General features: G+C 53.0%; 20 protein-coding genes and 1 pseudogene. 11 read left to right on the forward strand and 10 right to left on the reverse strand.

Features of this window, described 5'->3' with window-relative positions:
* Nucleotides 1-74 precede the first annotated feature (74 nt).
* On the reverse strand, nt 75-590 hold the full coding sequence (locus tag AC2TDA_RS04005; RefSeq protein WP_480846833.1) for a hypothetical protein: 516 nt from the start codon (nt 588-590) through the stop codon (nt 75-77).
* A gap of 209 nt (nt 591-799) precedes the next feature.
* The gene (locus AC2TDA_RS04010; RefSeq protein ID WP_480846834.1) at nt 800-1030 is read right to left on the reverse strand and encodes a DUF1192 family protein; all 231 of its coding nucleotides are present in this window, start codon (nt 1028-1030) and stop codon (nt 800-802) included.
* Nucleotides 1031-1310: 280 nt separating this feature from the next.
* On the opposite strand from AC2TDA_RS04010, the gene AC2TDA_RS04015 reads away from it, so the two are divergent.
* The 4 genes from AC2TDA_RS04015 (at nt 1311) to AC2TDA_RS04030 (ending at nt 6288) form a co-directional block, all read left to right on the forward strand.
* Complete coding sequence (locus AC2TDA_RS04015) at nt 1311-2501, forward strand: ABC-three component system protein (protein ID WP_480846835.1); 1191 nt, start codon at nt 1311-1313, stop codon at nt 2499-2501.
* On the forward strand, nt 2494-2997 hold the full coding sequence (locus AC2TDA_RS04020) for a three component ABC system middle component (RefSeq protein WP_480846837.1): 504 nt from the start codon (nt 2494-2496) through the stop codon (nt 2995-2997). The genes AC2TDA_RS04015 and AC2TDA_RS04020 overlap by 8 nt, the downstream gene beginning before the upstream one ends.
* Nucleotides 2994-4928, forward strand: a complete 1935-nt coding sequence (locus AC2TDA_RS04025) for a DUF3732 domain-containing protein (RefSeq protein ID WP_480878875.1) — start codon at nt 2994-2996, stop codon at nt 4926-4928. The genes AC2TDA_RS04020 and AC2TDA_RS04025 overlap by 4 nt, the downstream gene beginning before the upstream one ends.
* Nucleotides 4929-5184: 256 nt before the next feature.
* Nucleotides 5185-6288 (forward strand): RES family NAD+ phosphorylase, encoded by a 1104-nt coding sequence (locus tag AC2TDA_RS04030; RefSeq protein WP_480846838.1) that lies wholly within the window; start codon nt 5185-5187, stop codon nt 6286-6288.
* A 418-nt stretch (nt 6289-6706) separates the two neighbouring features.
* Here AC2TDA_RS04030 and AC2TDA_RS04035 read toward each other — a convergent pair whose 3' ends face one another.
* The 4 genes from AC2TDA_RS04035 to AC2TDA_RS04050 are packed head-to-tail and all read right to left on the reverse strand — an operon-like array spanning nt 6707 to nt 12217.
* The gene (locus AC2TDA_RS04035; RefSeq protein WP_480878876.1) at nt 6707-7108 is read right to left on the reverse strand and encodes a hypothetical protein; all 402 of its coding nucleotides are present in this window, start codon (nt 7106-7108) and stop codon (nt 6707-6709) included.
* On the reverse strand, nt 7105-9195 hold the full coding sequence (locus tag AC2TDA_RS04040) for a hypothetical protein (protein ID WP_480846841.1): 2091 nt from the start codon (nt 9193-9195) through the stop codon (nt 7105-7107). Before AC2TDA_RS04040 ends, AC2TDA_RS04035 begins: the two co-directional genes overlap by 4 nt.
* The gene (locus AC2TDA_RS04045) at nt 9192-10769 is read right to left on the reverse strand and encodes a hypothetical protein (protein ID WP_480846842.1); all 1578 of its coding nucleotides are present in this window, start codon (nt 10767-10769) and stop codon (nt 9192-9194) included. The genes AC2TDA_RS04040 and AC2TDA_RS04045 overlap by 4 nt, the downstream gene beginning before the upstream one ends.
* Nucleotides 10766-12217 (reverse strand): tyrosine-type recombinase/integrase, encoded by a 1452-nt coding sequence (locus AC2TDA_RS04050; RefSeq protein ID WP_480846843.1) that lies wholly within the window; start codon nt 12215-12217, stop codon nt 10766-10768. Before AC2TDA_RS04050 ends, AC2TDA_RS04045 begins: the two co-directional genes overlap by 4 nt.
* A gap of 444 nt (nt 12218-12661) precedes the next feature.
* Here AC2TDA_RS04050 and AC2TDA_RS04055 point away from each other — a divergent pair.
* Nucleotides 12662-12745, forward strand: a pseudogene (locus tag AC2TDA_RS04055) (AAA family ATPase); the annotation flags it as partial.
* 484 nt (nt 12746-13229) lie between these two features.
* Here AC2TDA_RS04055 and AC2TDA_RS04060 read toward each other — a convergent pair.
* Nucleotides 13230-13910: a ferritin-like domain-containing protein gene (locus AC2TDA_RS04060; RefSeq protein WP_480878971.1), complete on the reverse strand. Its 681-nt coding sequence runs from the start codon at nt 13908-13910 to the stop codon at nt 13230-13232.
* An 89-nt stretch (nt 13911-13999) separates the two neighbouring features.
* A complete protein-coding gene (locus AC2TDA_RS04065; RefSeq protein WP_480878877.1) occupies nt 14000-14461 on the reverse strand; it encodes a peroxiredoxin in 462 nt (153 codons plus the stop codon).
* An 81-nt stretch (nt 14462-14542) separates the two neighbouring features.
* On the opposite strand from AC2TDA_RS04065, the gene AC2TDA_RS04070 reads away from it, so the two are divergent.
* The 4 genes from AC2TDA_RS04070 to AC2TDA_RS04085 all read left to right on the forward strand — a co-directional run bounded on the left by AC2TDA_RS04070 (nt 14543) and on the right by AC2TDA_RS04085 (nt 21053).
* On the forward strand, nt 14543-17896 hold the full coding sequence (locus tag AC2TDA_RS04070; RefSeq protein WP_480878878.1) for a YhdP family protein: 3354 nt from the start codon (nt 14543-14545) through the stop codon (nt 17894-17896).
* A 44-nt stretch (nt 17897-17940) separates the two neighbouring features.
* Entirely contained in the window at nt 17941-18987 is a 1047-nt protein-coding gene (gene queA, locus AC2TDA_RS04075; protein WP_480878972.1) for a tRNA preQ1(34) S-adenosylmethionine ribosyltransferase-isomerase QueA, read from the forward strand.
* 105 nt (nt 18988-19092) lie between these two features.
* Nucleotides 19093-20367, forward strand: coding sequence for an MFS transporter (locus AC2TDA_RS04080; protein ID WP_480878879.1), 1275 nt, complete (start codon nt 19093-19095; stop codon nt 20365-20367).
* A 107-nt stretch (nt 20368-20474) separates the two neighbouring features.
* Nucleotides 20475-21053, forward strand: coding sequence for a DUF924 family protein (locus AC2TDA_RS04085; RefSeq protein WP_480846848.1), 579 nt, complete (start codon nt 20475-20477; stop codon nt 21051-21053).
* On the opposite strand, the gene AC2TDA_RS04090 is transcribed toward AC2TDA_RS04085, so the two are convergent.
* Entirely contained in the window at nt 21050-21631 is a 582-nt protein-coding gene (locus AC2TDA_RS04090) for a hypothetical protein (RefSeq protein ID WP_480878881.1), read from the reverse strand. The two genes, AC2TDA_RS04085 and AC2TDA_RS04090, sit on opposite strands and share 4 nt — an antisense overlap.
* Nucleotides 21632-21702: 71 nt before the next feature.
* Between AC2TDA_RS04090 and lpdA the strand changes: the two genes are divergently transcribed.
* Nucleotides 21703-23097: a dihydrolipoyl dehydrogenase gene (gene lpdA, locus AC2TDA_RS04095; RefSeq protein WP_480846850.1), complete on the forward strand. Its 1395-nt coding sequence runs from the start codon at nt 21703-21705 to the stop codon at nt 23095-23097.
* A 57-nt stretch (nt 23098-23154) separates the two neighbouring features.
* Here the strand turns inward: lpdA and AC2TDA_RS04100 are convergent, their stop codons facing one another.
* A complete protein-coding gene (locus AC2TDA_RS04100) occupies nt 23155-24540 on the reverse strand; it encodes a M20/M25/M40 family metallo-hydrolase (RefSeq protein WP_480878882.1) in 1386 nt (461 codons plus the stop codon).
* Between the two features lie 318 nt (nt 24541-24858).
* Between AC2TDA_RS04100 and hemA the strand changes: the two genes are divergently transcribed.
* Complete coding sequence (gene hemA / locus AC2TDA_RS04105; protein ID WP_480878883.1) at nt 24859-26082, forward strand: 5-aminolevulinate synthase; 1224 nt, start codon at nt 24859-24861, stop codon at nt 26080-26082.
* The last annotated feature ends 93 nt before the right edge of the window (nt 26083-26175 follow it).

Consider the following 26175-nt stretch of genomic DNA (forward strand, 5'->3'; position numbering starts at 1 on the left):
TTCTCTGAGGCAGTGGGAGACCGACTCCACATGAGGCGATGAGTTTCGTGAGCGGTGTGGAATCCGCCCAGATCTCACCAGCCTTTTTTCACGCAACTGGGGCACCTCCGCCTGTCATCTGAGCGTTCGATATGTCCAACGTAACCACAGACCGCACAGACGAGGTGCTCGGGTGCGTCCGTCCGGCGGAAATAGCGGCGTTTGTGCTCATTGAACCGCTTGGCCGCTTCTTCATGCGCGCACCAGCAGCATAACGTAATGATCCAGCTTCCTAAATTCTGCGGGCGTGCTGCGTTCCCGCATCTCTCGCAACTCTGGTTTGCTCGGCTGATTGCCGCTGCGACCCAGCCGCGGATGCGTTCATCCTCAGATACCTTGCTGAAGTAGATCCGGAGTTCGCCAAATTTCTCCTTGATTTGGAGTACCTTTGGATATTCGATCCCAAGCTCGTCACTGCGTATTTTGATCTGTTCAAAGAGCTCGGTCACGATCTGCGACCAGCCCAGTAGGGTCTCACCCAATTCGAGCTCAACGCTTTTCTGAATGTTATCGTAGTCGACCACATTGATTGTGGCTTCAGCTTCAGACATTACGTGCCCTCCTGGAATTCCGCCGGTAGGGGTCAGCTCCGATTGGATTCCGGCAGCACTTTGACGGGACAACGGTCTTCGTTTGGAGTGTCAACTGCAAGTTGTAGTATCTATTACTACAGGAAAGTCGCGTTTCTTTGTGCCGGATTTGCAACTGCTTCTCTTCACTCATGACCACAGGAACTATCGGCCGGGCGGGGAGGTTTTTTCTAAAGCGCTTGCTTCTCCTGCCTTTGCTGCTCCAACCGTTCTATCTCGGCTTTCAACAGCGCGATCCTCTGCGATGTCTGATGTTCCGCAATCAGATCGAGGAACATCTTGGTCTTGCCGCCATGCTTCATGCCGTAGCGCTCGTAGACCATGGCGTTAAACTCATCCAGTTTCGCTTTTGGGATCCGGAACTGGATGTGCTCAAAATGTTCAGCCCCTGTTTCTGTCATTGTATCCACCTTTTTCGGCCGACGATACCAGAATGGACCCCTTGGTGTCGCTACCGCATCGGGAACAAACCCCGGCACTCAGTCCGGTTAGCCGCCGAGCACGACAATGAGTGCGCCGTCATGACCGGCGCGACCAATCTAAAGGTTGATCGCACGACACCAGTTTGGGGTTGGCGGCCTTGATCCCTTTGAAAACACTCAATTTGTGCGACAATTGTGCAATGCCTTCAACCTTTACTTGATAACGCCATGTGCTACGATCTACCCAAGAGGGATTAGTTTGACAGATTTAACAAAATACAGCGCTAGCGGCCCAATGGCTGGATACTTGTTTCAGTGCAGACTTGCTTTGCTGCATGGCATGGAACTGATCCGAAAGAACCCAGATGCGGTAATTTCCATTGAGAAATTCGATGACATTGCATTCGAAACCGATAACTTCGCCGATTGTTTGGTTCAAGCCAAGCACCACGTAATACCAAAATCGCTCGGCGATAAGAGCGAAGACGTCTGGAAGACTCTTCTTATTTGGATCGAGGGGGCCCAAAAGGGTGTCTTCGAAGTGATCAAAACAACCTATATGCTGATCACGACAGCGGAGTGCCCGACTGGCTCAGCAATGTCCAATCTACGTGAGGGTGCATCGGAGCAAAACATTGATGCCGCTTACGGTTTGCTAACCATTGCTGCACAAGAATCTACAAGTACCACGACGGATAAAGCGCGCAGCGCCTTTTTGGACATGACGTCAAGCGAAGCAAAGCTGTTGCTTTCGCGCGTGGTAGTCGTAGACAGGCATCCAAATCTGATCGATGTTTCTTCGGATATCGCATCGCACTTTCTTACCTTGGCACCAAACAACCCCGAACTTGCTGCACAGTATCTTGAAGGCTGGTGGCTAAACAGGATTTGCCTCCATTTAATGGGAGAGGACAAGCGAGGTATCCCAGTCCATCACTTAATCCTCAAAGCTCACGAGATTGGAAAGTTGTTCTCGGAAGATGCTTTGCCCTTAGATGACCCATCTAAACTGGACATCAAGGAATATAGTGAAGACGATGAAGCTCGGGTTTTTGTCCGACAGATGAGAGCCATAAAAATTACCGATGGCATGGTGCGAAACGCAACGTCCGATTTTTATCGTGCGTATGCTCAGCGGTCGCGCTGGAGCAGGGAAAACCTTATTCTTGAAGATGAACTCTCCAACTATGACGAGAAGCTCCAAGACGCGTGGCGACGAAAATTCGAGGCGGAGGTTCTATTGAAAGGTGCTGATAGCGAAGAAGCAAAGGTACACTTAGGCAGAAAATTATTCCTCTGGGCAACCCAAGAATCAACACCACTTCGAAACGTTGTGGAAAAGTGGATTACTGCGGGTTCTTATCACGGCCTTGCAGATCGGGATAAAGTCAGGTGGCATCCTGATTACAACAGCGTTGTCGTTGCGGCATCGGAATTAGACAATGCATAAGGCTTGGCGGGACCGTCCGCGCGAAGAGGCATATTCCTTTAATCCTGCGTACCTATCATCTCTCATGTGCGAATTCGTTCGCGAATTTACGAAGGCGAAGCAAGAGACGTGTCCAATTACTTTGGTGTATCTATTTCCGGCCTTGTCCCTGCATCGCCAAACACGAAAACGTTTCCCCAGTCGTACTGTGACGTCGCTTTATGAATGGATTCAGGACAACGAGGACGTCCTGGTCGATCTCCATAGACGCACAAGTGCGCTTATGCCCTTGCTTCGAGATGGTGCAAAATTCGCAATCTATCAAGAAGTTCTTGAATTCAGTGGAGGCCATGGCTTGAAGATAGGACAAAAGAAAGGTCACTTCACACCGTCGTTCTTGAAATCAGCTTCGACTGATTTCAACGAGACCGTTATTTCGACGCGGTTTTTGGCAAAATGGTTTGCTAAATCTGGATCAGAGGCATCGATTCTTTCTGGCTGGGGGGTAAGGCCTTGAGTTTCATAATTCGTGAAATGGTCGTCTACAGTCACTCAGGAGAAGTGCGCCCAATAACTTTTAATTCGAACGGGTTAAATATAATTACAGGAAAGTCGAAAACTGGAAAGTCGGCTATAATAGATATTATCGATTACTGTCTGGGAAGGGGCAGTTACAATGTGGCTGAGGGCGTTATCAGAAAGAAAGTTTCTTGGTTCGGTCTTCATCTTGAAAACGATGGGGATGAAGTTTTTATCGCGCGCGATAATCCCGGAACCGGCGCATCGACAGGTTCTAAAGTTTACTTCAAACGTGGCAAGCTTGAAGAACGCCCTTCGATTGAAGAAATTGAGAAAAACACAACTGAGACCAGCCTAAAAAAGTTCATTACGCAATATTGCGGTATCGTTGAAAACGAACACCGTCCGATTTCTGGCACTCGAGACCCTTTGAGCGCGAACATTTCTCATGCCCTATTTATGTGTTTCCAACCGCAAGGAGTGATCGCGAGAAAAGATCAGCTATTTAATCGGATGGATGATACGTTTCGGGTTCTGGCTTTGCGAGATACACTTCCTTACTTCCTGGGAGCAGTGGATGAAGAGCATTTCCGTTACTTGGCTGAACTTGATGAATTGCGAAAACAGGCTCGACTGTTGGAGGCTCAAAAAGGCAAACAGTTACAGGCCGTAGAAGTGAGCAGATCACGCGTTACACGTTTGGTCAACGATGGGAAACGCGTTGGCTTGATTCCCCAAGACTATCAGGCCGTCGACGATTCCGTTTTTGACTACCTGTCGCAAATTGCGAAAACGGATGTCGAAGAAACCGTTGACTATCAAGACTTCGGTGAAACAATAACTCAGTTGGAAGACGAGAGGAGTGCGATCTGGAATCGTATTGATGAATTGTCAAAGGATCGCTCGGCCACCGAGGCGTTTTTGTCCGCTCAAACCGACTACGGAAGAGAAGTTTCGGAGCAGAAGTCTAGGCTGAGCAGTATTGGAATTTATAAAGAGCAGCTTGGTGACAGAGCGATATGCCCTTTGTGTGCCTCACCTCAGGAAAACCCAACTCCTGATCTTTCAGAAGTAAATGCTGCTCTCGCAAACGTTGATAACCAACTATCGTCCGTACATAAAGAAAGCCCTCATTTGCTGTCACACATTTCTTCTTTGGAAGAGAAGATTCAGGCACTTACCATCGATCTAAGAGAGGTCTCAAAAGAGTTGAGAGCTGCTATATCTTCCGATGAACAGGCACGAGCAGCGCAAGAACAACTCGTTGATAGGGCTCGGTACGTTGGACGTCTGACGAATTTCATCGAAACTGTTTCACCCGAAGAGGATGATGGTTTCGATGAAGCAGAGCTTGATCGTGTAAAGGAGCTTATCGAAACAGTTCTGTCGAAGCTCAAGTCCGAAGAAACGGAATCTAAGATTACGACTTTCTTGGACTTTGTTGGCCAGAAGATGACCGAATACTCCCAGAAGTTAAGCCTAGAGTATCAGGGTAGCTCTCTGAGGCTGGATGCGAAGAAATTGACGGTTGTTGCAAACACCGAAGATGGTCCTATCCCGCTGAACAGAATGGGAAGTGGTGAAAACTGGGTCGGCTATCATGTGTTGGCACACCTTGCACTGCATTGGTGGTTTAGAAAACGTGACAGACCTGTCCCAGCTTTTTTGGTGTTAGATCAGCCAACCCAAGCTTATTATCCGCCTGATGCGCGCCAAGGCTCACTGGACGAGATCAGGATCGATGCCGATAGGCGCGCAGTTCAATCGCTGTTTGAATTGATGCATGAAGCTTGCCAAGAGATAAGCGCACCATTTCAACTCATCGTTTTAGACCATGCACACCTACGACATGAGTGGTTTGAAAGCGCAATCATCGAAGAATGGCGTGGCGACAACGCTCTGATTCCATCACATTGGCCAAGCGCATAAGAAGACGGAAATAGACCTGCGACTAAGACAATTTCAATGAAGACAGAATCCTAACTCGAGTGAATAAGTTCGAGGGAAAATTGTTGCTTTTGTATTAGCAGATTTTAGAAAGACAACCATGTTGATATGCCCGGACTGCTTTGAAAACTCCAGTCTACAAAACCGCATAAAAGAAATCCGGCCGCGTTTTGACGAAGGTCAATGTGAGCAACATCCTAGTAAGAAAGGAGTCCCGATAGAAGAGGTCGCGCGGATTATGGATGAGGTCATAACGAACAACTATTATGTTTCGGGAGTCAACTACTTTGGGGAGCCGACTGGAAGCACCTTAATCGACTTGATTTATGAACTGACAGGCGCCGACCATGACGACGTAGCTACCGCATTGCAGAACGCAATAATCGAAAATGAGTCTTGGTGGCCGAGTGATGGCGACGAACCGTTCTTCTCAGAAGAAAATGGTTATGAACGCATTACAGAAGTCTTTGACGAACATCGGTCGCAAATGTGGGAAGACTTCCGACGGCAAATAGTCGGCAAACAGCGTTTCTTCAATGACAGTGCTCGACGGACATTGTCGGAAATATTCGATGGCTTGCAACTCCTCCGAGATGACCGAAACGAGCCCGCTATCCGTACTCTCGAGCCCGGGAAGTTGACGATCTTTCGAGCAAGACGTGCTAACTCTCTGCGATCACAGGAAACGATCTCTTCCAACATCGCTCAAGAACTCGGGCCTCCACCACCCAGCCTACGAATGCCCGGAAGGATGAACCCATCCGGGATACCTTCTTTCTATGGAGCTTTCGACCTGAAGACCGCATTAGCGGAGTTGCGGCCGGCGGTCGGAGAGACGATTATGGCAGCACAGTTTGATTTTGTGAGGCCAGTGGTTGTCTTGGATACAACAAAATTCGAACGCCCTCCGAAAGCTCTGAACATTTTTGCGAAGACTCACAACAAGCGCCTGAGCCTGTGGGGTTTCATGGCTGAATTCATGAATGAAATTTCCCAACCATGTCTGCCGGGCGATGAGCACTTGGACTACATTCCTACGCAGGTGGTAGCTGAATACTTGGTTCACCTGCATCGTTTCAAACATAACGACCAAGAGAGAACGGTAGAGGGTATTATCTTTCGATCAGCGCAATACAGTGAAGGAAAAAATATCGTCCTTTTCGGTGATGCTACCAAAGTCAAAGCCAGTCAGTCACCCACGACTGGACGTGCCCACCGTAAAAACCGGCGACCTCATACACTTGAGGTAGTCGAGGATAGCCTAACATCCCAGATCATCGAGGGTGTGGAGGTCAGCACCTCCAGCGTTTACACGGGAGCGCATGAAGATGAAGAATTTTGAATGTCGAGGGAGTTGAGACACTAAGCTCTCATCCAACGCAAGAACCAACCTCGGTAAGCGAGTTGTGCAAAAACCTATAAGCGTTAACAATACGCCCTGAAAAACGCTGAGGTCCCAAGTGGGTTCTTCGATTGGTTAGCGTCTAGCGCCACCCGCCATTGAATGCCTCATTGGGTTCCCGAAGGCGTCGAGCAAGGGCGTCAATCGACGCGGCTGTCTGGCGGATTTCCTTTGCGTACTTTGCGAGGAAAGGGCGGACTTCTTCTTTGCGATACAGAGTTTTCCAGTTCAGTTTCGCCTGTTCCAAAATCAGTTATGGCCTCAAGGCACGATCCGAGTTTGGCGACAAGTAATTGTTTTTTTGTTTATCTGATCACTACCTCAAGCGTGGTAATGGCCTCCGTCTTCTTTCTGCGACTCATTTTTTGCGCCTCTCTGGGTAGGTATTCCCAAGTCTGGAGACGTTAAGCGGTTGCTTCATCAAGCGAGGATCAATCCCTTGCGCCACGGCGTTTGACAAGATCACGTCCAATTTCACTTCGAGTTGAGCGATCTTTTTCTGCTGTTCTTCCATTAATGCGGCGGCGTTTTTTGGTGCCTTTCGGGCCTTCTTACCCTTATCTGTCTCTCTTTTGCGCGAGAAGGTTGCCGCTTTGTCTAGATAGGCCGCATGGATGAGAGGGTGTTTGAACAGCTGCTTAGATGAGATTTTGACAACCTTGGATTCAACTTTGACATGTATTTTGGATCGGGTGATTTCGCCCCTCATTTGACTAATCAGTACCAAAATTTTATCCACTTTTTCGGGCGTAAGCTTCACGTCAAGTTCCCCGTGGTTCGAGAGGTTTCAAGCTCTGCCAGCTTTTTTTCGATGATCCGTTCAGCGTGGCTGAACTCGATCAATGGGCCGAGGTCGGTATTGCGGATCAGAGTCCCTTCGTTAGCTGGATCCATAATGGCCTCAGCGAGTGCTTGGCTACGAGCGTGACTATGTTCGATAGCCTCTATGGTTGTTTCATTGACCCGCATTCCTTTAGCCTGGCGAGCCCGCAGGGTTTCAAGAGATTTCTGATCTCTTTCCGCATCTCTAAGGAGCTGATCAGCGGCTCTTTTGGAACCGCCTAGGCATACCAGCCTAGTGCATGTTCTACAGGCACCAGCTCGGTCGCACGGCTCTTGGTTGAAGCGACGATTGCAATATCCGAATGACGTCGAAAGAAGATACATCTTCAGGTTTGCAGTTTCGTAGGCCGCATTTTCGACATCCGAGTCGTCCACAACCCTGACTGCCGGTAAGTTCTCATCCTCGCCACTGCGCTTTATTTGCTCGACTTGATACAGTTTGTCTGTGTGGTCGTAGTTCCGGTTTTGCATGACGTTCGCACGACCACTCCAGTAGGCTATGTGTGATTGGGGAACGTTGGCGCGTTGAGCCATCGTGTTTAGGTAATGGCGCATTTGGTGTGTAGTGATTTTGGGGTACTTACCGTTCTTTAACCGAATATCGAAACGCTCGAAGATGGAGGGAACCGCAGGGTTAGTGTGGCCACTTTTGTGAAGACTTTCTGGCCTGCCTGACAAGACGAGTTCGACCACACCACTACTTAATGCTTCTATCATGTAAGGCCGTGCCTCAGTATTGTGAGCAAATTGGTTTTTTAAGCAGACGCACAGCGCCTCGGAGTATGCTACCGAAGACAACTCGCTGAGCACAGGCAAGCCGTGGGGTGCTTCCGCCAAGCACTTCTCTTCGATTTGAACAAAGTCGTACACAGCTATGGGTTTTCCGTTTTCGCGGGCCCTGTACTTGGCAGCTAGGATGCGCCTGGACTGAAGCCAAAAATTTCCACCGACACCAAGAAATTCTTCCAGCTCTGAACGTGTGATTTCGCCTGTTGCCCGAACATGCTGAAGATTCGTAGGGACAAAGACTCTGCCAGGGTTCTCCGTCATCCATTTTGCTAACTTGCGCGCTCTCTCAGTATGTTCACAGATCCTTTCGAGTGCCAACTGAGCAACCGGAACCATTTCTTTCGGAACAAATTTAATCATAGGCTTGCCGCCCTTTACTGGCCACCACCTGAGGCCAGCCTTGAAACGACAGTCTTCGTTGAAGGGCACATCTGGGTTGACGTAACCTTCGCCCGGGTTATGCAAAGCCTGAACCTTGGCTGGTAGAATGAAGACTTCCTCCTTTCGAGAGGGGGCACACATCAAAAGTGCGACAATGCCCATAGCGACCTGATCTCGTGGCGTTTTTGCCCGGTAAAAGGCTTCTCCCAAGCATGACACTTCCTCTTCGGTCAGGTTTTTCCGGAGAGAGTCCTCATTCACTCTGCTCCGAAAGCGTTTGTCCTGGAGTTCTGGGTGCCACCAGCTCTTCAAATCATGCGCGATGCCCGCTCCCTCCAACACTCGCGCAATAGATCGCATGGTCTCGGCAGCCTTACGCTTATGGGATTTACTGGCTAACTTGACGACTTTGTTCAGGTCTGACTTTGCTATAAGGTCTGCACGGCCGGGATGTCCTCGACTTTCTAGAACGCGGTCTAAAATGCGGCAGAACTTCACCTTGTGCCTAAAGACATTGGATTTTCTTAATTTTCCTGTTTTTGTAGCGTTTTCTTTGAGTTGAAAGGCGAAGTATGCCTTTGCGAAGTCACCAAACGGCACGTTCATCGCGAACTCGGGATCATTCGCGCGGGACCGCTGTCGATCCGCATGATGGAAACCAACCGTTTCTCTCCTGGAATTCCTTGTCCGCTTTACAAATGCAGTGATGTCCCAAGTGGCACTGTCCCAAACAACATGTCCCTCGACACGGGGGTCAAAGATCGACAGTTTCTTAGCCTTTGCGATGTATTCTTCAACTGAGATTTGCTGTTTCGACCTGAAATGCAAAGTCATTTGGTGCTCTCGTGTTCTTTGCGCGCCTGATGCTGCATTTTTTTAGCCGCTAACACCGCAGCAACGTGCCGATTAAGTTCTCGAGAATATTCGTCATCGCCATGAATTTTGGCTTCTGCCTTTCTACCAGCCAGAAGGCGCAGTAACGGGTCAAGCTCGGAGTCAATTGAGAGATTGAAATGGCGGCAGAGGAAGCATGCATATGGCGCTGCGAGACTTTCCAGCGCGCTGCAACCTCCAGAATCGCATGCACCCAGATCAGGAGCACCGTCAGCCTCGGTTGCTGTAATAATTGCTCCGAATTCGAGGTCGTCGGGTTGCGCTTCGGTCACTTGACCCAAGAACCTGCCTGCGACATGTACCATCTTACCGTCCAGCAGACTACTCATGAGCTGATGATGTCGAGAGGCTAGTTCGATGTAGGCTTCGCAGCTGCCGGGGCTGGTATGATGCATCCATGCCGCGATTTCTTCCGCCGTACATCCTCGCAACGCCATGATTGTCGCGATAGTGTGCCGTTCTCTCATTTGGTTAAACACCATTGGTTCACCAGTTCGAGGGCTTATGATGTTTAATCTTCCAAGAATGGCTTTAAAACGTTCGGAGGCTAGGTTCGCAGTCATGTGACCTTCGTAGCCCGCCTTTGTTTGACCTTTTGAGCGTCGTGCTCTTTTCTTATTAACTGAGCGACAATCAGTAACAAACTCATCAGTCCTCGCGGGAAATAATGGTTTCTCTTGATTCCACTCAGTAGCAGGAATGCCACCGGTTAATCGATCCAGGTAAGCTTCTAAGGCGTGGGTAAACAGCATTGGCGCAGGTCGCTTAGGGCCGTACCTTACGGCTTGGGTTCGCTTCTGCTTTAGGATTTCGAACCGGATAGAGGTCTCCACACCGTGGTGTTTCGGAGTTCTTATGTCCCGAAGTTTCAGGTTGGCATTCATTGAGGCTCGTTGGCCATAGAGGCGGAACGTTTGAACTAGCACATATTGAGCATCATTGATGGCGCCGCTTTCGTAAGCTTCATGGAGTTCGCGATCCACCATCGCGATTTCGCCATCCAAGTAGGGACCCGACTCTGGATCTAGGGTCAGAATATGAACTTTTTCGTTTTCTTTTTTTCGGAAGCCGTCGATTAGTTCAGCCGCATCCGGGGTAATCCCCGGAAATCCAATTTCTTGCCATGAAGAAACAATGTTTCGCATGCTATAATCACTGCCACTCGGATCACCCAATCGGTAAGCGGCAATATCTTTACGGTTGATCCGACCGACCAGGTCGTTGTTTTCGCGCCTGAGCCAGACACAGGGTCGCTTGAAGGCTGTCAACTCTGCAAGAATCGAAGAAGCAAGGTTGGTTTCGAGCCGATAAGCCACCACTTCCTTGAGCGCGTTTTTCATCAATGGCGACAATACCTCAGTACACCATTCAAAATTGAAGGTAGCAACGCTACCAGTTGCGCTCACTTCCCAATAATCAGAAGTGATATCGAAAGTTTCACCATTGGCAGCTCGGCGGATATTGGTTGGGCGCAGTGCTGGAATGCCGTGAGAGCACGGTTTGTGCTTGTTCATTTCTTATCTTTCTTCTTTGTCGCGGCTTCTTCGGCCAACTTTTCGCGGTGATCGAGCAGGCTAATGTACTCACTTGTTTCTGAGCAAATTATGTTGAGGAATTCCGTATCTTTGGCGGCGGCTCGAGCTTCCTGTTCCGCCCAGATCGTTCGGATGCTTTTCGCTGCGCCAATGTGGGACTCTCCTCCGAGATAGCGAGAGATCATGTGAGATGTTTCCGACCACCCAAAGTGATAGGTGAAGACCTTTCGAGCTTCTTCGCCGCTGGTTCCACGTTCGTTTAGAAGCTTGGCCATTTCTCGAGCCTTCTTGTGTCGCATAGGGTGCGGCGTCAGTTTTCGAACTCCAGCTGCTCTGGAGGCGTCTCTGAACACATCGTCAATTGCGGTCTTGGACATGGGCTTGCCATACTCAGCGGGATCACGAGCCAAGTTGACAAACATGAAGGAATTTGAGTTTCGGCCGCTTTGAAAATCGATGTCGTCCCTCGCATCCATCCATTCATCGAGGGTCTCGATCAGCAACGGCGACGCTGTCAAACTGATTTTTCGGTCGAAGGTCTTTGCGTTTGGCTGACGTTTCCTAGGGTCTTCTGGGTCGTTGTGGCGGCGAACGACCTCGATCAAATCATCTTCGCTCTTATAATCTTCGGTCTTCATTTGACCCAACTCGCCAGCGCGCAAACCAAGTTCGGCAAACATCAATAAAATTAGGTAGTTTCGTAGTGCTCGAATTCGGTTCTTAGGCCAAACATCATACGGATTGCATATCGCTAACCATAGGTAAAAGCGGTCAGCAGCTTCCTCATGATCGTATGCCTTGATCCGGCTTTGTGGCATACCTTTGCGAATCTTTCGAAAGTAATGCGCATAACTCCCCGGCGCTGTGTGGTAGCCGCCGTCACTTAGCTTGATCGCTGGTTCCAAGAGTTGTTTGCGACGGCACAGTTTCCGTCCGGATCCTGGACTTGGCTTTTTTCGAAGCAAGCGATTGCCGTATTCGCCGAGCCACTGGAGGTATTCTTCAATACCAATCTGCCGTTGGATTATTGTGCCAGCTTGAACGCTTCGCTCTTCCAGACACCTGGTAAGAAACTTCTGCTCATTCATGGGCAAAACCCACGCCAGCTTACGCAAATCCTGGATTTGAAAATTCAGGAAGTAGTTTAAGTCCGCGACTTGCTCTAAGTTCAGGCATTCTCCATCTAGCATGATGGTGTAAAGGTCGATACCTCGGTGAATTGCCCAAAGTTCGAGAATGGTGATGTGAGACAGTCGAGTGGAAATAGTGTCAGGGGTGTAGTTCCGCTGACGTGTCTCGCTGACAACCCAAGCCCAAGGCCACAGAGCGATGCCGCCATCTTCACGGTAAATCGAAAATCGGGTTTCGCCAGCTCGAGTTTGACTTTGTTTCACAGGTTGTCGGCCTAGTGTTGAAATGGGCTTCAAGGGTTTCTCCGAGGCAGTGGATGGTCTCCAAACGATACTCGAATGGAGGCCAATTTTCAACTTTCTGGTGCTTGTTGCGGCTTAAAATATTTAGCAAGAACAGATACTTAAACTATTCTTGCTCCTTAATGGATAGATGAGGGACTGTTCTTGGTTTTTAAAGATAGAAGAAGAATAGAGAGGCAATGGCGCCCTACGATTGGCTATTCTTGCCACTGAGAGCCCTAAGATTTTTTTCCCGGTCTAAAGCGTTTTTGAGCATTTTCGGCGCCAGTTTTTACCAGCTCTGCGAATCATCGAAGAGGCCCGCAACTGCGAATAATCGAAGAGAACAACCTCAACCACCAAACCAACTTGGAGGCGCGGATCCACGCGGCCTCACCAGGCCGCACGTTTGCACCTATCATCGGCAACAAGGCTTGTACCTGTCACGGTTTGATATCGCTGACCGGAGCCTTTCTCAACAGGCTTACCCATCATGTCAGAATTCTTGAGATGAACGGTGACAACTATAGCCTGACGCAAAGCGGGCAAAACAGCTCAAAGACAATTCTTAAAATGGAATTTCGATTGGTCCTGACGGACCAAGGCACCTCGGCACACGCCAGCTATTTGGAGAGCGCGCGTGCCAAGGTGCCAGTCACTCTGAAATGGCCGGGTATTGCGCCTCCCAGTGGTCGGAAAACATACCGCCGTTGGCTGTCCAATAATGAAAGCGTCTGAAGTAGTTGAGACCATCTGAGTCTCCGTCCGTGACTGTAAGTTAAATCTAGTCAGCAACGAGCACCTAACTAAGTGGCATCAAGTGCTGTCGGTTATTTTTGATCCCAGAACGTACAATCTTGTAAAGCATTGTAATCATTGGTTTTATGTGGGCGCTGCGTATGTGTATGTGGGCACACTTCGAAAGTTCCATCCGAAAAATACTTGTTCTGTAATCCCAAGTGATGGAGCAAGTCTTTTGAAGAGAGAAACTGACCTGATGAAAATTTTTTTAATAATTTACAAAGATTTAGGTGCTCGAAGCTTCCTCTGGAACGAAATGGTTGGCATATAAATGGAACCACTTGGACCCATAGGCCACATGCCCAACTTCTTCGGCATATATGACCTCAAGCGCGGCGACGGCATCGTCCTCCTTGGCCTTTCGAAAGATGTCGATCATGCCGGGCGTGACATCCAGTCCGCGGGCTTCCAGCACCATCGGTACAACGGCCAGACGACCCATCAGGTCATGGGCCGTGTCCTCGGCGGCGCGCCACATGCCCGCATGAGCGGGCAGGGCGCCATAATGGCTGCCCAATTGCTCCAGACAATTGCAGACCATCTCGAAATGGCGCGATTCCTCTTCGGCGCATTTAACCCAATCATCATAGAAACCGATGGGCATGGGCACGTGACCAAAGCGGGCGATAATATCCCAATGCAGATCGACTGCATTCAGTTCGATATGGGCCACCGCGTGCAGCAATGCGATCCGTCCAGCTTCGGTGCCCGGTCGCCGTTTGGGCACGTCTCGCGGCGATAGCAGCTCGGGCTTGTCCGGACGAGCAGGGGACGGCGGTGGCATCGCGACGCCGATTTCGATCTCGGGCTGCGCGCCACTACGAGCGGCGAACCACTGCGACGCGTATTGCTTGGACAAGGCGGTTTTGGCCCGCCCGTCTGCAGTTGTCAGAACCTCGGTCGCCATTTGGGTCAGTGTTTTGGGCAAGGGTTCTCTCCGCCAATCCTAAATTTCGACGCGGCATAAACCGGATGGCGACCAGGGTCGAGGGGCGGTCACAGCTCGCGCACGGCTTCAAGCACTTCGTCAACATGGCCGGGTACTTTTACCTTGCGCCAGACGCGGGCAATGCGGCCTTTGGCGTCGATCAGGAAAGTGGATCGCTCTATCCCCATAGACTTGCGACCATACATGTTCTTCTCCACCCACACCCCGTAGTCCTCGCACACGGTCGAGCCTTCGTCGGACAGAAGCGGCGTTGTCAAACCGTGCTTGGCGACGAACTTGTCGTGTTTAGCCACGCTGTCGCGCGAGATACCGAAAACGTGAGCGCCCGCGTCGGCAAAGGATTGAAGTTGCTCCGAGAAACCAATGGATTCCTTGGTACAGCCCGGCGTATCATCGCGGGGATAGAAAAACAGAACAACAGACTGGCCACGCAGTTCTGACAAGGTTACTTGGCCGCCACCGTCGCGAGGCAATGTGAAATCGGGGGCGATGTCAGAGACGTCAGGCATATGTGAACTCCGGCTGAGAAAATTAACGGTTGCCCGGTATCATAGGGCGCCATGGGCATGTTGAAAGACAGGGATTGCAAATTGGCCCAGCCAGAACAACAGCAAGGCGAAAAGACCGGCAAGAAACCCCGCCGGTCGCGCCGCCGGTCCGCTGTGTTGTGGAGCATGCGCGGCTTCTTTGTTTTGGTGTTTCTGGCCGTGCTGACCGCGTTCATGGTGGTCGGCCAGCGGATGCACGCACCAATCTGGCTGCGCGATCGGGTCGAATCGCGACTTGATCAAGCCCTGGGTGGGGTTCAGATCAGATTTGGCGATGTCAGTTTTATTATCCACGAAGGATGGCGACCACGTCTGAGGCTGACCGACGTGCGCATTAGCGACGCGGCGGGCCAGCAGATCGCCGAGGTGTCTGATTTGCGCGCCAGCCTCGCGATGCGACCGCTTTTGCGCGGTCACGTCCGACCCAAGCGCATCATCCTGCAGGGCGCTCAAATCGCATTGACCCGCGGAATGGATGGCGCGCTGTCGCTGACTGTTGGGACCGATAGTGCGCCTGTCGGTCAGGCCCCCAACCTTGCACAATTGATCGAGACGTCGGACGAAGTATTCAAGTCACCAGCCTTGTCGGCGCTTACGTCGGTCGAGCTGGACGCAATTACGCTGGACTATCAGGACCTGCGACAGGGGCGATCCTGGATTCTGGACGGGGGGCACATCCTGGCCACCCGCACCGCGCAACAAGTACGTTTGGCCACAGGGTTTTCGGTATTGGCTGGCCGAGATTATGTCAGTGGGATTGAAGCAAATTACACCAGCGCTGTGGATAGTTCGTCAGCCGAGTTCGGGGTGACGATCACCGACCTTCCGGCCGAAGACATTGCGGGGCACAGTCCCGCTCTTGCTTGGATGCAGGTGCTCAGGACGCCGATTTCGGGTGCGCTACGCGGAAGTGTCGACGCCGAAGGGGCCTTGGGCCCGGTTTTCGCTACGCTGAATCTTGGTACAGGTGCCGTACAACCGACGCCGGAAACGCTGCCGATCAAATTCGAGGCGGCCCGTACCTATTTCACCTACGACCCATCTCAGCAGGTCTTGGATTTCAACGAGGTTTCGGTCGATTCCGCGTGGGGGACCGTTCAGGCCGAGGGAAAGGCTTTTCTTCAAGGCGTTCAAGCCGGTGGGCTTGAAAGCATGTCGGGTCAGTTTCGCTTCAGCGCAATCCAAATCAACCCGGCAGATTTCTTTCCCGAAGCACTGAACCTGACGCGGGCTGAAGTGGATTTCCAGATGAAGCTGGCACCATTCCGAGTGCGTCTGGGGCAGATGACGGTAGAAGATGGCGAGCACGGCTTGCGCCTGAGCGGAGAACTTGCCGGCCTGCGTGAAGGGTGGGCGGCGAAAATTGACGCGCAGATTGGCCAGATGCCGTCAGATCAAGTGCTGCAATACTGGCCAGAACGGCTGGCCCCCAAGCCTCGCAAATGGGTGACCGAGAATATCCTTCAGGGTAACCTCTCCGATCTGGACTTTGCATTGCGTCTGAAGCCGGGCACCAAGCCGGATATTTACGCGGATTTCGAATTTTCTGACACCAAAGTCAGATTCGCCAAGACCTTGCCTCCGATTGAACAGGCACAGGGGCAGGCCAGTTTGCTCAACCGCCGTTTTACGGTGACCGCGCAAAAGGGAATTGTGATCGCCGATCAGGGCGGGGCCGTTGATGCCGCGGGCACGTCATTTATTATTCCGGATACGAGTATCAAGAAAACAACCCCCGGAATCGCCAGGGTACAAGCCAAGGGCAGCGTGACGGCTGCTTTGTCCCTTCTCGATCGCCCGCCTCTGCAGTTGTTGACCAAGGCAAAACTGCCAGTGGAACTGGCTGACGGTCAGGTAAAGCTGATAGGAACGCTGTCGCTGCCTTTGATCAAGGGGCTGAAACTGGAAGACACCCGGTTCCACTTTGTTGGCGACCTGGCCGATCTCGACAGTGACAAGCTGGTGCCTGGTTTCCAAGTCAGCGCCGACCGATTGCAACTGACTGGAGACCAAACGCAGGTCAAAATTGATGGCGACGGTCTGTTCGGAGAAGTGCCGGTGCAGGCAAAATGGACCCAGCCCATCGGAGGGGACACACCGCAGCGAAGCCAATTGACCGGGCAGATTGAGTTTTCGCCCAGGCTGATGGATCAGATCAACGCAGGATTGCCCCAGGGCATGCTGACCGGGCAGGCAGTGGCAGAATTTGACTTGGGTATCGGGGCCAGTGAACCGCTCAGCCTGACAGCACAGACTGATCTGGTCGGTGTCGCGCTCGCGATACCGGAATTGGGCTGGCGAAAACCGGAAAGCAGAGCTGGAACTATGACGGCCAAGGCCACGTTGGGCGCGCAGCTAAGTGTGGATGAACTGCGGATCGACGCCGCCGGGCTGCGAAGCAACGCAACGATCTCGTTTCGTGATGGTGCGTTTGACCGGGTACGTTTCAGCTCGTTCGAGTTGGGGAACTGGCTGGCCGTGCCCGCCGAGCTAATTGGCCGCGGAGCCAACGTTCCAGATATCCGTGTGCTGGGCGGTGTGCTGAACCTGGCCAAGGCGACTTTTGGCAGCGGAGGAGGAAGCGGGGCCGGGCCGGGGCCAAAGCTGGATGTTAATTTGGACCGGTTGCAGGTTACGGAAACAGTCGCGCTGACTGGTTTGAACGGATCGTTCCAGACAACCGGCGGCCTGACCGGCGCGTTTAGCGCACAGGTCAATGGCGGCGCTCCTATTCAGGGGCAGGTCACGCCACGGGGCGGGCGAAGCGCAGTTGGGTTGACCTCGGTGGACGCGGGCGCTGTTCTGCGTTCGGCGGGAGTCATAACACAAGCCCGCAAGGGTACACTGGACTTGCGGCTGGAGCCAGCGGCTGCACCGGGAAACTACGATGTGGATCTTACAATCCGAAACACCCGGATCAAGGATGCTCCGGCTATGGCCGCGCTGCTGAATGCGATCAGCCTTGTTGGGCTGTTAGATGAAATGGCAGGTCAGGGTATCTTTTTCTCAGCCATTGAAAGCAAAATGCGCATCACCCCAACTGAAATCAAAGTGCTCAGCGGCAGCGCGGTTGGCCCGTCGATGGGGCTGTCTTTTGATGGAATGGTCAACACCGTGGCCGGGACACTGAACCTGCGAGGCGCGATTTCCCCTATCTACCTGCTGAATGCCGTCGGCAGTGTTCTGAGTCGCAAGGGCGAGGGTGTTTTTGCCTTTAATTATACTTTGACCGGTCCACTGGCCAATCCTCAGGTCTCGGTCAATCCACTGTCGGGGCTGGCACCGCTGTTTTTGCGGAACCTGATGCGTGCCCCGGCGCCGACAGTTTCGGACGGGCCCAATGCCGCCCCGGATAAACCCAACCCTGCCGTCCAAACGCGTGGTGAAGATCGGTGAGCTGAGCTGTGGCCGAATCTGTCTTGCCCATGTATGGCGCGCGCATGAAACTGAGTGATTTCGATTTCCACCTGCCCGAGGACTTAATCGCCACGCGGCCAGCTACACCGCGTTCCTCTGCACGCCTCTTGGTTTCGCAGGGGGATGAAATTCGCGATCAGCATGTGTTTGACCTGCCTGAATGGCTGCGTCCGGGTGATCGTCTTGTTCTGAACGATACGCGGGTCATTCCCGCGCGGCTGAGTGGACGGCGCCATCGGGACAGCGCGCAAGGCCCGGTATCGGCCGCGATCGAAGCTACCCTGTTGGACCCACAGGCCGACGGCACCTGGGCTGCGCTGATCAAACCGCTTAAAAAAGTCAAACCCGGAGAAGAGATTGAGTTCTCTGATCAATTCAGCGCCCGGCTTGAAAGGGTCGAGGATGGACAGGCTCATCTGCGGTTCAACCTCACGGGCGATGATTTTGATCGCGCTCTGGAACAGGCCGGTGCCATGCCTTTACCGCCATATATCGCGGCAAAGCGACCTGCAGACGATCAGGACAAAACCGATTACCAGACCATATGGGCGCTCAATTCAGGTGCAGTGGCGGCACCAACCGCTTCTTTGCATTTCGACGAGAAGCTGATGCAGGCACTTTCAGCCCGTGGCGTAGAATTTACACATGTCACGCTGCATGTTGGCGCGGGAACCTTTCTGCCGGTCAAAGTCGAAGATGTGGCCACGCACAAGATGCACGCGGAGTGGGGCCGTGTTAGCGAACAGGCGGCCGAAGAAATTCGGACGACCAAAGCTGCCGGTGGACGTGTCATCCCCGTGGGTACCACCGCGCTGCGCCTGATCGAAAGCGCTGCACGAAGTGGCTGCATTCAACCTTGGGAAGGGGATACTGACATATTCATCTATCCTGGCTTTGAGTTCCGTGTGACAGATGCCTTGATGACCAATTTCCACCTGCCGAAATCAACGCTCTTGATGTTGGTATCGGCCTTGATGGGGCAAGATCGGGTCAAGGCTATCTATGACCATGCCATCGCACAAAAATACCGTTTCTTCTCTTATGGAGATGCGTCGCTTTTGATGCCTTGAAGGCCGTGTTCCAAGGATCGCGTCACTACAATGTCGTAGACAAGCGCGACCAAAGGGTTTTTTGATCGCAAGACGTATAACACGTCGGCAATTCCGGGTGGCAATATGCTTCAGGTTCTCTCCAGCGCTTGGGCGCTTCTTCTTGGTATGGGATTGCTGATGGTCGGCAACGGCCTGCAGGGTACGCTGTTGGGTGTACGCGGCGAGATTGAGGGCTTCTCGACCCTCCAGATGTCGTTTGTGATGTCCGCCTATTTCCTCGGGTTCCTCGGCGGATCGCGCCTTGCACCCGAGATGATCCGCCGCGTCGGGCATGTTCGGGTGTTTGCCGCGCTGGCTTCGTTCATTTCAGCAGTGATGATCATGTATCCGATGCTGACAGATCCGATCGCTTGGTCCTTGGGGCGCGTCATAATCGGTTTCTGCTTCTCTGGCGTGTATGTGACGGCAGAAAGCTGGCTGAACAACGCGGCCAGCAATGAAAACCGGGGCCAGGCTCTGTCGCTTTACATGATCGTTCAGATGACTGGCGTCGTCAGCGCGCAGGCGTTGATGTTGGTGGGCGATCCGGCAGGCTATGAGACCTTCGTGGTCGCCTCGATCCTAGTTTCAGTCTCGTTCGCGCCGATTCTTCTGTCGATCTCGCCGACGCCGGCGTTTGACACGACCAAGCCGATGACATTGCGGCAATTGATGAATGCCTCGCCCCTTGGGTGCGTTGGCATGTTCCTGTTGGGCGGAGTGTTCTCGGCGCAGTTCGGGATGGCTGCTGTTTACGGTGCTCAGGCGGGCCTGTCCGTGGCCGAAATTTCAATCTTCGTCGCTTCATTCTATATTGGAGCTTTGGTGCTGCAATATCCGCTGGGTTGGTTTTCAGATCGGATGGATCGTCGGATCCTGATCCTTTTGGCTGCTGGGCTGGGCGGTCTGAGCGCTCTTGTCGGTATGGTGTTTGGTGTCACGCTTCCGGTTCTTTTGATCGTGGCATTCTTTATCGGTGGGATGTCCAACCCGCTTTATTCGTTGTTGATCGCCTATACCAATGACTACCTTGAATACGAAGACATGGCCGCGGCCTCGGGTGGCTTGGTGTTCATTAACGGCCTTGGCGCTATCGCGGGACCGCTGATCACCGGTTGGTTGATGGGAGGTGCGGTATTTGGGCCACAGGGTTTCTTCCTGTTCATTGCCACGCTGATGTTCGCGGTTGCGGCTTACGCGGCCTATCGAATGACCCAGCGTGCCTATGTCGTTGTTGACGAAACGGCTTCAATTGCACCTATTTACGCAACATCGTCTCCAGTTGCGCTTGAAGTCGCGCAGGAGGTTGTGATCGAAGCCGCTCAGGATGAAGCGGAAGTATCGCAAGAATCCGCCTGAGCGCCGGATTTATTTCGCGTGTGTTGCAATATGTTACTGTAACAGTTCTGTAAAACAGACTTTACTGACGTTACGTCCCTGGGGAGGGCAATTACGGAGTGAAGGGCATGGTAGGTCCTGAAAGAGTATTGAGTTTTTGGTTAGATGAGGTTGGCCCCGAGGGGTGGTATTTGCAGGATGAAGCGCTGGATGCGCAAATCCGCGATCAGTTCTTCGAGACTTGGAAAGCGGCATGCCAGGGCCGGTTCTCGCTCTGGTTAACGTATCCCAGCGGAGCGCTGGCGTATATCATCCTCATGGATCAGTTTCCACGCAACATGTTCCGAGGCAACAAGCAAGCCTTCGCGTCTGACAAAGCTGCATTGGCGGCTGCGAAATGCGCGGTCGACAAGGGCTGGGACTTAAAGATTGACGAGCCAGCACGGCAGTTCTTTTACTTGCCGATGATGCACTCGGAAAATCTCTGCGATCAGGAGCGCTGTGTCCGGCTGATGTGCGAGAGGATGCCGAATGACGGTGCAGGCAACTTGCTGCATGCCCGCGCGCATCGCGAAATAATCCGGCAGTTCGGCAGGTTTCCCTATCGCAACGACGCGCTTGAGCGCCCGACCACCGAGCATGAGGCCGCCTTTGTCAGTAGTGGCGGTTATGGTTCGACTGTGCGGGCTTTGCAGACTGCCGGCTAGGTTGCCGGCTCACACCCTCGAATAGCCAGAACCTGTTCTGTTACCGTTTCGGCCGAGGTGGTGACGGCATAATTGATCAGGTCTTCAGGGTTGTCCACGAGGTCGGCAAGACGAGATTGCGTGGACGCCAGTTTTACCTCTAGCTCTTTCAGACTTTTGGTTACTTCTTCCAGCTTTCCGCGCGACACTAAATCAAGCGCACCATCTTTTTGACGAATGGCAGTGAGATCGCTTCGGATGCCTTCCAGTTCACCCCGAATACCTTGAACTTGGATTCTAACTGGATTGATCTTCTGCAGATTTTCCGCGAACCCGGATTGTATGTTTTCCACCGATTGGGCGAGCTTCCACCCCAGAAACAGGCAAAGCGCCAATAGGATCAGAGTTGCGTTTAGAAGCGCGAGCAGAAGATCCTTGAGTGTCTTGGCCATGATTTGCCTCTCTTTAATCAATGGCTTGAAAAAAACCGGGCGGGTCCGGAGGCCTCTGTTGTAGCCTTTGGCGCGAGGCGGGTATAGGCTGAATTCAGCCCAATTGAAGTCAAATGTCCCTGCGTCACTTATGTCGCGCGCGGTCATGTTGATGCGCGATACAAAATAGTTTAATGGTAAACTAGTTTTTTCAACCCGACCTGCGCCGAGAGGTACACATGGCTGCACAATCCTTTGATCTGATCGTAATCGGGGCAGGCCCCGGCGGCTATGTCGCTGCTATCCGCGCGGCCCAGCTGGGCCTGAAAACAGCCGTGGTCGAGCGTGAACACCTCGGTGGCATCTGTCTGAACTGGGGCTGTATTCCAACGAAGGCATTGCTGCGTTCGTCCGAGGTGTTTCACCTGATGGAACGTGCCAAGGATTTTGGCTTGAAGGCGGACAAGGTCGGATATGATCTGGACGCAGTGGTCAAGCGGTCCCGCGGTGTTGCGGCGCAATTGTCGGGCGGCATCGGTCATCTTCTGAAGAAAAACAAAGTGACCGTGGTGATGGGTGAGGCAACGATCCCGGCCAAGGGTAAGGTCAGCGTCAAGACCGACAAGGGAACCGAAGAGCTGGCAGCCAAGAACATCGTTCTGGCTACTGGGGCGAGGGCGCGCGAGTTGCCGGGGCTTGAAGCTGATGGCGATCTTGTCTGGACCTACAAGCACGCATTGCAGCCGCCGCGTATGCCGAAGAAACTGCTTGTCATCGGCTCGGGCGCGATCGGAATTGAATTCGCCAGCTTCTACAATACGCTCGGCGCTGACACGACGGTCGTCGAAGTGATGGACCGCGTGCTGCCTGTCGAAGATGCCGAAATCAGCGCTCTGGCCAAAAAGGCTTTCACCAAGCAGGGCATGACCATCATGGAAAAAGCGATGGTCAAGCAACTGGACCGCGCCAAGGGCAAGGTCACGGCACATATCGAGGTGAAAGGCAAAGTTGAGAAGCACGACTTTGACACGGTAATCTCGGCTGTTGGAATCGTGGGCAATGTCGAAAATCTCGGGCTTGAGGCCTTGGGTGTGAAACTTGACCGGACTCACGTGGTCACAGATGAGTTCTGCCGGACTGGCGTTGAGGGTTTGTATGCCATCGGCGATATCGCAGGCGCGCCCTGGTTGGCGCACAAGGCGAGCCATGAAGGTGTCATGGTGGCTGAACTGATTGCGGGCAAACATGCCCATCCTGTCAAACCCGAAAGCATTGCAGGCTGTACCTATTGTCAGCCGCAGGTTGCCTCAGTCGGGTATTCCGAGGCCAAAGCCAAGGAGCTGGGGTATGACATTAAGGTCGGCCGCTTCCCGTTCATTGGCAATGGCAAAGCCATCGCACTGGGCGAGCCGGAAGGCATGATCAAGACCGTGTTTGACGCCAAGACCGGCGAATTGCTTGGTGCGCATATGATCGGTGCAGAAGTAACTGAGTTGATACAGGGCTATGTGGTTGGCCGCCAGTTGGAGACCACGGAAGAAGACCTGATGAATACAGTTTTCCCACACCCGACCTTGTCGGAAATGATGCACGAAAGCGTTTTGGACGCTTACGGCAAGGTCATCCACATGTAAGGGAAGGGGCTGACCCAAAGGTTAAAGGCACCGCCGAACAGGCGGTGCCTTTTTTCGTTACCGGCTCAGCGCATCAAGAATACGCGCCCAGGATCGGATGCCCTTGTGGAAACTTTTGACATCGTATTTCTCGTTGGGCGAGTGGATAGCGTCGTCCTCGTTGGCGTAACCGACCAACATGGAATCCAGCCCCAGAACGCTGTCAAAATAGCCGACCACGGGGATTGATCCGCCCATGCCGGTAAAGACCGCTTCGCGATCCCATTCGTCGGACAAGGCTCCGCGCGCGGCTTCGAATTCGGGGCGGTCGAGGTTCATGACTGAGGCCGGTGAGCCCTCAAGGTCGTTGTCCCATTCGATGGTTGCATCCGGTGAGAGACGGTCTTCGACGTGTTTCCGGATTTTGTCTCGCAGAGCGTCCGGGTCCATATCGCCAACCAGACGGCAGGTGATCTTGCAGTGCGCCAATGATGGGATCACCGTTTTTGATCCCGCGCCGTTATAGCCCCCCCAAAGGCCGTTTACCTCGAGCGTGGGGCGCGCCCATTGTTGTTCGAGCGTAGAATACCCTTTTTCGCCGTGGGGCTGGGTGTAGCCGACTGAGTTTAGATAGTCAGATTCGTCGAAACCGCAGTTTTCCCACTGCTTCAGCTGCTCGGCGGGCACTTCGTGCACGCCCGCGTAAAACCCTTCGACAGCGACGCGGCCTGTTTCTTCGTCATAGAACGAGGCCACGATGCGCGACAATTCCCGAAGAGGGTTCAGGCCAGGGCCGCCGTAGTGGCCGGAATGCAGGTCGATGCGCGGGCCCTGAATGGTGAATTCGTCTTTGAGCATTCCGCGCAACTGCGCGGCAATAGAAGGCACGCCACGCGACACCATCGAAGTGTCGCAAACCAGCGCCAGATCCGCCTTCAATTCGTCCGCGTTCTCTTTCAGGAACGGAACCAGCGAGGGCGAACCGGATTCTTCTTCTCCCTCGAAGAAAAAGGTGATGCGGCAAGGCAATTTACCATGAATGGCTTTCCAGGCCCGGCAAGCTTCGACGAAGGTCATCAGCTGGCCTTTGTCGTCGGACGAACCGCGCCCGCGAATGACTTGTCCATGTTTGGTGTCTTCCAGCGCCGGATCAAACGGGTCACGATTCCACAGGTCCAACGGGTCAACAGGCTGAACGTCATAGTGCCCATAAAACAGAAAATGCGGGCCGTCGCTATCCTCTCCGACATGACCCACAACCATTGGATGGCCCGGGGTTACGCGCTTTTCCGCTGCAATGCCAATGCTTTGCAGATCAGCTACCAGCCAGTCTGCGGCTGCGTCGACATTGTCCTTAAAGGCCGGGTCGGTCGAAATGGATGGGATACGCAGAAACTCCATCAACCGGTCGATGGAAGTGGTCAGATCGGTATCGATCCGGCTCAGAACAGCGTCTAGCGACATGGGAAGACTCCTGGAAATGTGGTAATCTGGGGCGAACCTATCAGGGTCTGCGATGTCGTCCAGCCCGATCGTGCGTGTTTCCACGTGCAGATTGAGGGTAGGGGACTGCGTCGTTTCCCCACGTCTGAGTGCCGTAACTTCACTTGTCTGGGTGTGCGCAAAGAGATATTTGATGCAAATCAATGATGCGCGCGTTTCAGGGACATAGAAAACAGACCCAGAAGAACGCAAAGTTGCTGTCGTGGACAGACCCGCGAAATGTGACGAAAAAGGCGCCTGGCTGCCGCGAACAGAGGCCGGGCAATCAAGGAGGGTCCGTTGGACTATAGTGCTCAGCTCGATACAGCGATCGCCAGGCTGCATGAAGAAGGACGTTACCGGACCTTTATCGATATCGAACGTCGCAACGGTCATTTCCCGCATGCGGTGCGGACGTGCCCGGATGGCTCGCAGCAGAACATCACCGTGTGGTGTGGCAATGATTATCTGGGTATGGGACAGAACCCCGTTGTTCTGAACGCCATGCACGAGGCGGTTGATGCCGCCGGCGCAGGTTCGGGTGGTACACGCAACATCTCGGGCACCACTGTGTATCACAAACGGCTTGAGGCCGAACTGGCCGATCTGCATGGCAAGGAAGCTGCGCTGCTATTCACCAGCGCATATATTGCCAACGACGCAACCCTGAGCACGTTGCCGAAACTGTTCCCTGGCCTGATCATCTATTCGGACGCATTGAACCACGCTTCGATGATCGAAGGCGTTCGCCGCAATGGCGGGGCCAAACGTATCTTCCGTCACAATGACGTCGCTCATCTGCGCGAGCTGCTGGAAGCCGACGATCCGGCCGCACCCAAACTGATTGCGTTTGAGTCGATCTACTCGATGGATGGCGATTTCGGCCCGATCGAAGAGATTTGTGATTTGGCCGACGAATTCGGTGCGCTGACCTATATCGACGAAGTTCATGCCGTCGGCATGTACGGTCCGCGCGGTGGCGGTGTTACCGAGCGGGACCAACTGGCCCATCGTATCGACATCATCAACGGTACGCTGGCAAAGGCGTACGGCGTGATGGGTGGCTATATCGCGGCCAGTGCCAAAATGTGCGATGCCGTTCGATCCTATGCGCCTGGTTTCATTTTCACCACTTCGCTGCCGCCGGCCGTTGCGGCAGGTGCGGCGGCGTCGGTTGCTTACCTAAAGACAGCACCTGAGTTGCGGGAACAGCACCAGACACAGGCCAAAATCCTCAAATTGCGCCTCAAGGGTATGGGGCTGCCGTTGATCGACCACGGCAGCCACATCGTACCCGTGATCGTTGGCAATCCGGTGCACACCAAGAAACTGAGCGACATGCTGCTGGATGACTATGGCATCTACGTTCAGCCGATCAATTTCCCAACTGTCCCGCGTGGGACTGAGCGTCTGAGGTTCACCCCGTCACCAGTTCATGGACCCGACGAAATGAACCGTTTGGTGGAGGCGATGGACGAACTTTGGTCACATTGTGCGCTAAATCGCGCCGAACTTGCCGGATAACCTAACGCCAAAGTGTGCAACGCGTTTATCGCGTGTTAAGCTTACGCTAACAAAAGTAGCGGACGAATCATCATGGGTATGATTCGCCGTTGG

This window comes from Ruegeria sp. HKCCD6426 (assembly GCF_057221115.1).

What these genes read in the sequence shown, in the direction of transcription:
- AC2TDA_RS04005 (WP_480846833.1), bottom strand. Translation starts at nt 590, where the DNA reads ATGTCTGAAGCTGAAGCCACAATCAATGTGGTCGACTACGATAACATT.
- AC2TDA_RS04010 (WP_480846834.1), bottom strand. Translation starts at nt 1,030, where the DNA reads ATGACAGAAACAGGGGCTGAACATTTTGAGCACATCCAGTTCCGGATC.
- AC2TDA_RS04020 (WP_480846837.1), top strand. Translation starts at nt 2,494, where the DNA reads ATGCATAAGGCTTGGCGGGACCGTCCGCGCGAAGAGGCATATTCCTTT.
- AC2TDA_RS04030 (WP_480846838.1), top strand. Translation starts at nt 5,185, where the DNA reads ATGGATGAGGTCATAACGAACAACTATTATGTTTCGGGAGTCAACTAC.
- AC2TDA_RS04040 (WP_480846841.1), bottom strand. Translation starts at nt 9,195, where the DNA reads ATGACTTTGCATTTCAGGTCGAAACAGCAAATCTCAGTTGAAGAATAC.
- AC2TDA_RS04045 (WP_480846842.1), bottom strand. Translation starts at nt 10,769, where the DNA reads ATGAACAAGCACAAACCGTGCTCTCACGGCATTCCAGCACTGCGCCCA.
- AC2TDA_RS04060 (WP_480878971.1), bottom strand. Translation starts at nt 13,910, where the DNA reads ATGGCGACCGAGGTTCTGACAACTGCAGACGGGCGGGCCAAAACCGCC.
- AC2TDA_RS04065 (WP_480878877.1), bottom strand. Translation starts at nt 14,461, where the DNA reads ATGCCTGACGTCTCTGACATCGCCCCCGATTTCACATTGCCTCGCGAC.
- queA (WP_480878972.1), top strand. Translation starts at nt 17,941, where the DNA reads ATGAAACTGAGTGATTTCGATTTCCACCTGCCCGAGGACTTAATCGCC.
- AC2TDA_RS04080 (WP_480878879.1), top strand. Translation starts at nt 19,093, where the DNA reads ATGCTTCAGGTTCTCTCCAGCGCTTGGGCGCTTCTTCTTGGTATGGGA.
- AC2TDA_RS04085 (WP_480846848.1), top strand. Translation starts at nt 20,475, where the DNA reads ATGGTAGGTCCTGAAAGAGTATTGAGTTTTTGGTTAGATGAGGTTGGC.
- AC2TDA_RS04090 (WP_480878881.1), bottom strand. Translation starts at nt 21,631, where the DNA reads ATGACCGCGCGCGACATAAGTGACGCAGGGACATTTGACTTCAATTGG.
- lpdA (WP_480846850.1), top strand. Translation starts at nt 21,703, where the DNA reads ATGGCTGCACAATCCTTTGATCTGATCGTAATCGGGGCAGGCCCCGGC.
- AC2TDA_RS04100 (WP_480878882.1), bottom strand. Translation starts at nt 24,540, where the DNA reads ATGTCGCTAGACGCTGTTCTGAGCCGGATCGATACCGATCTGACCACT.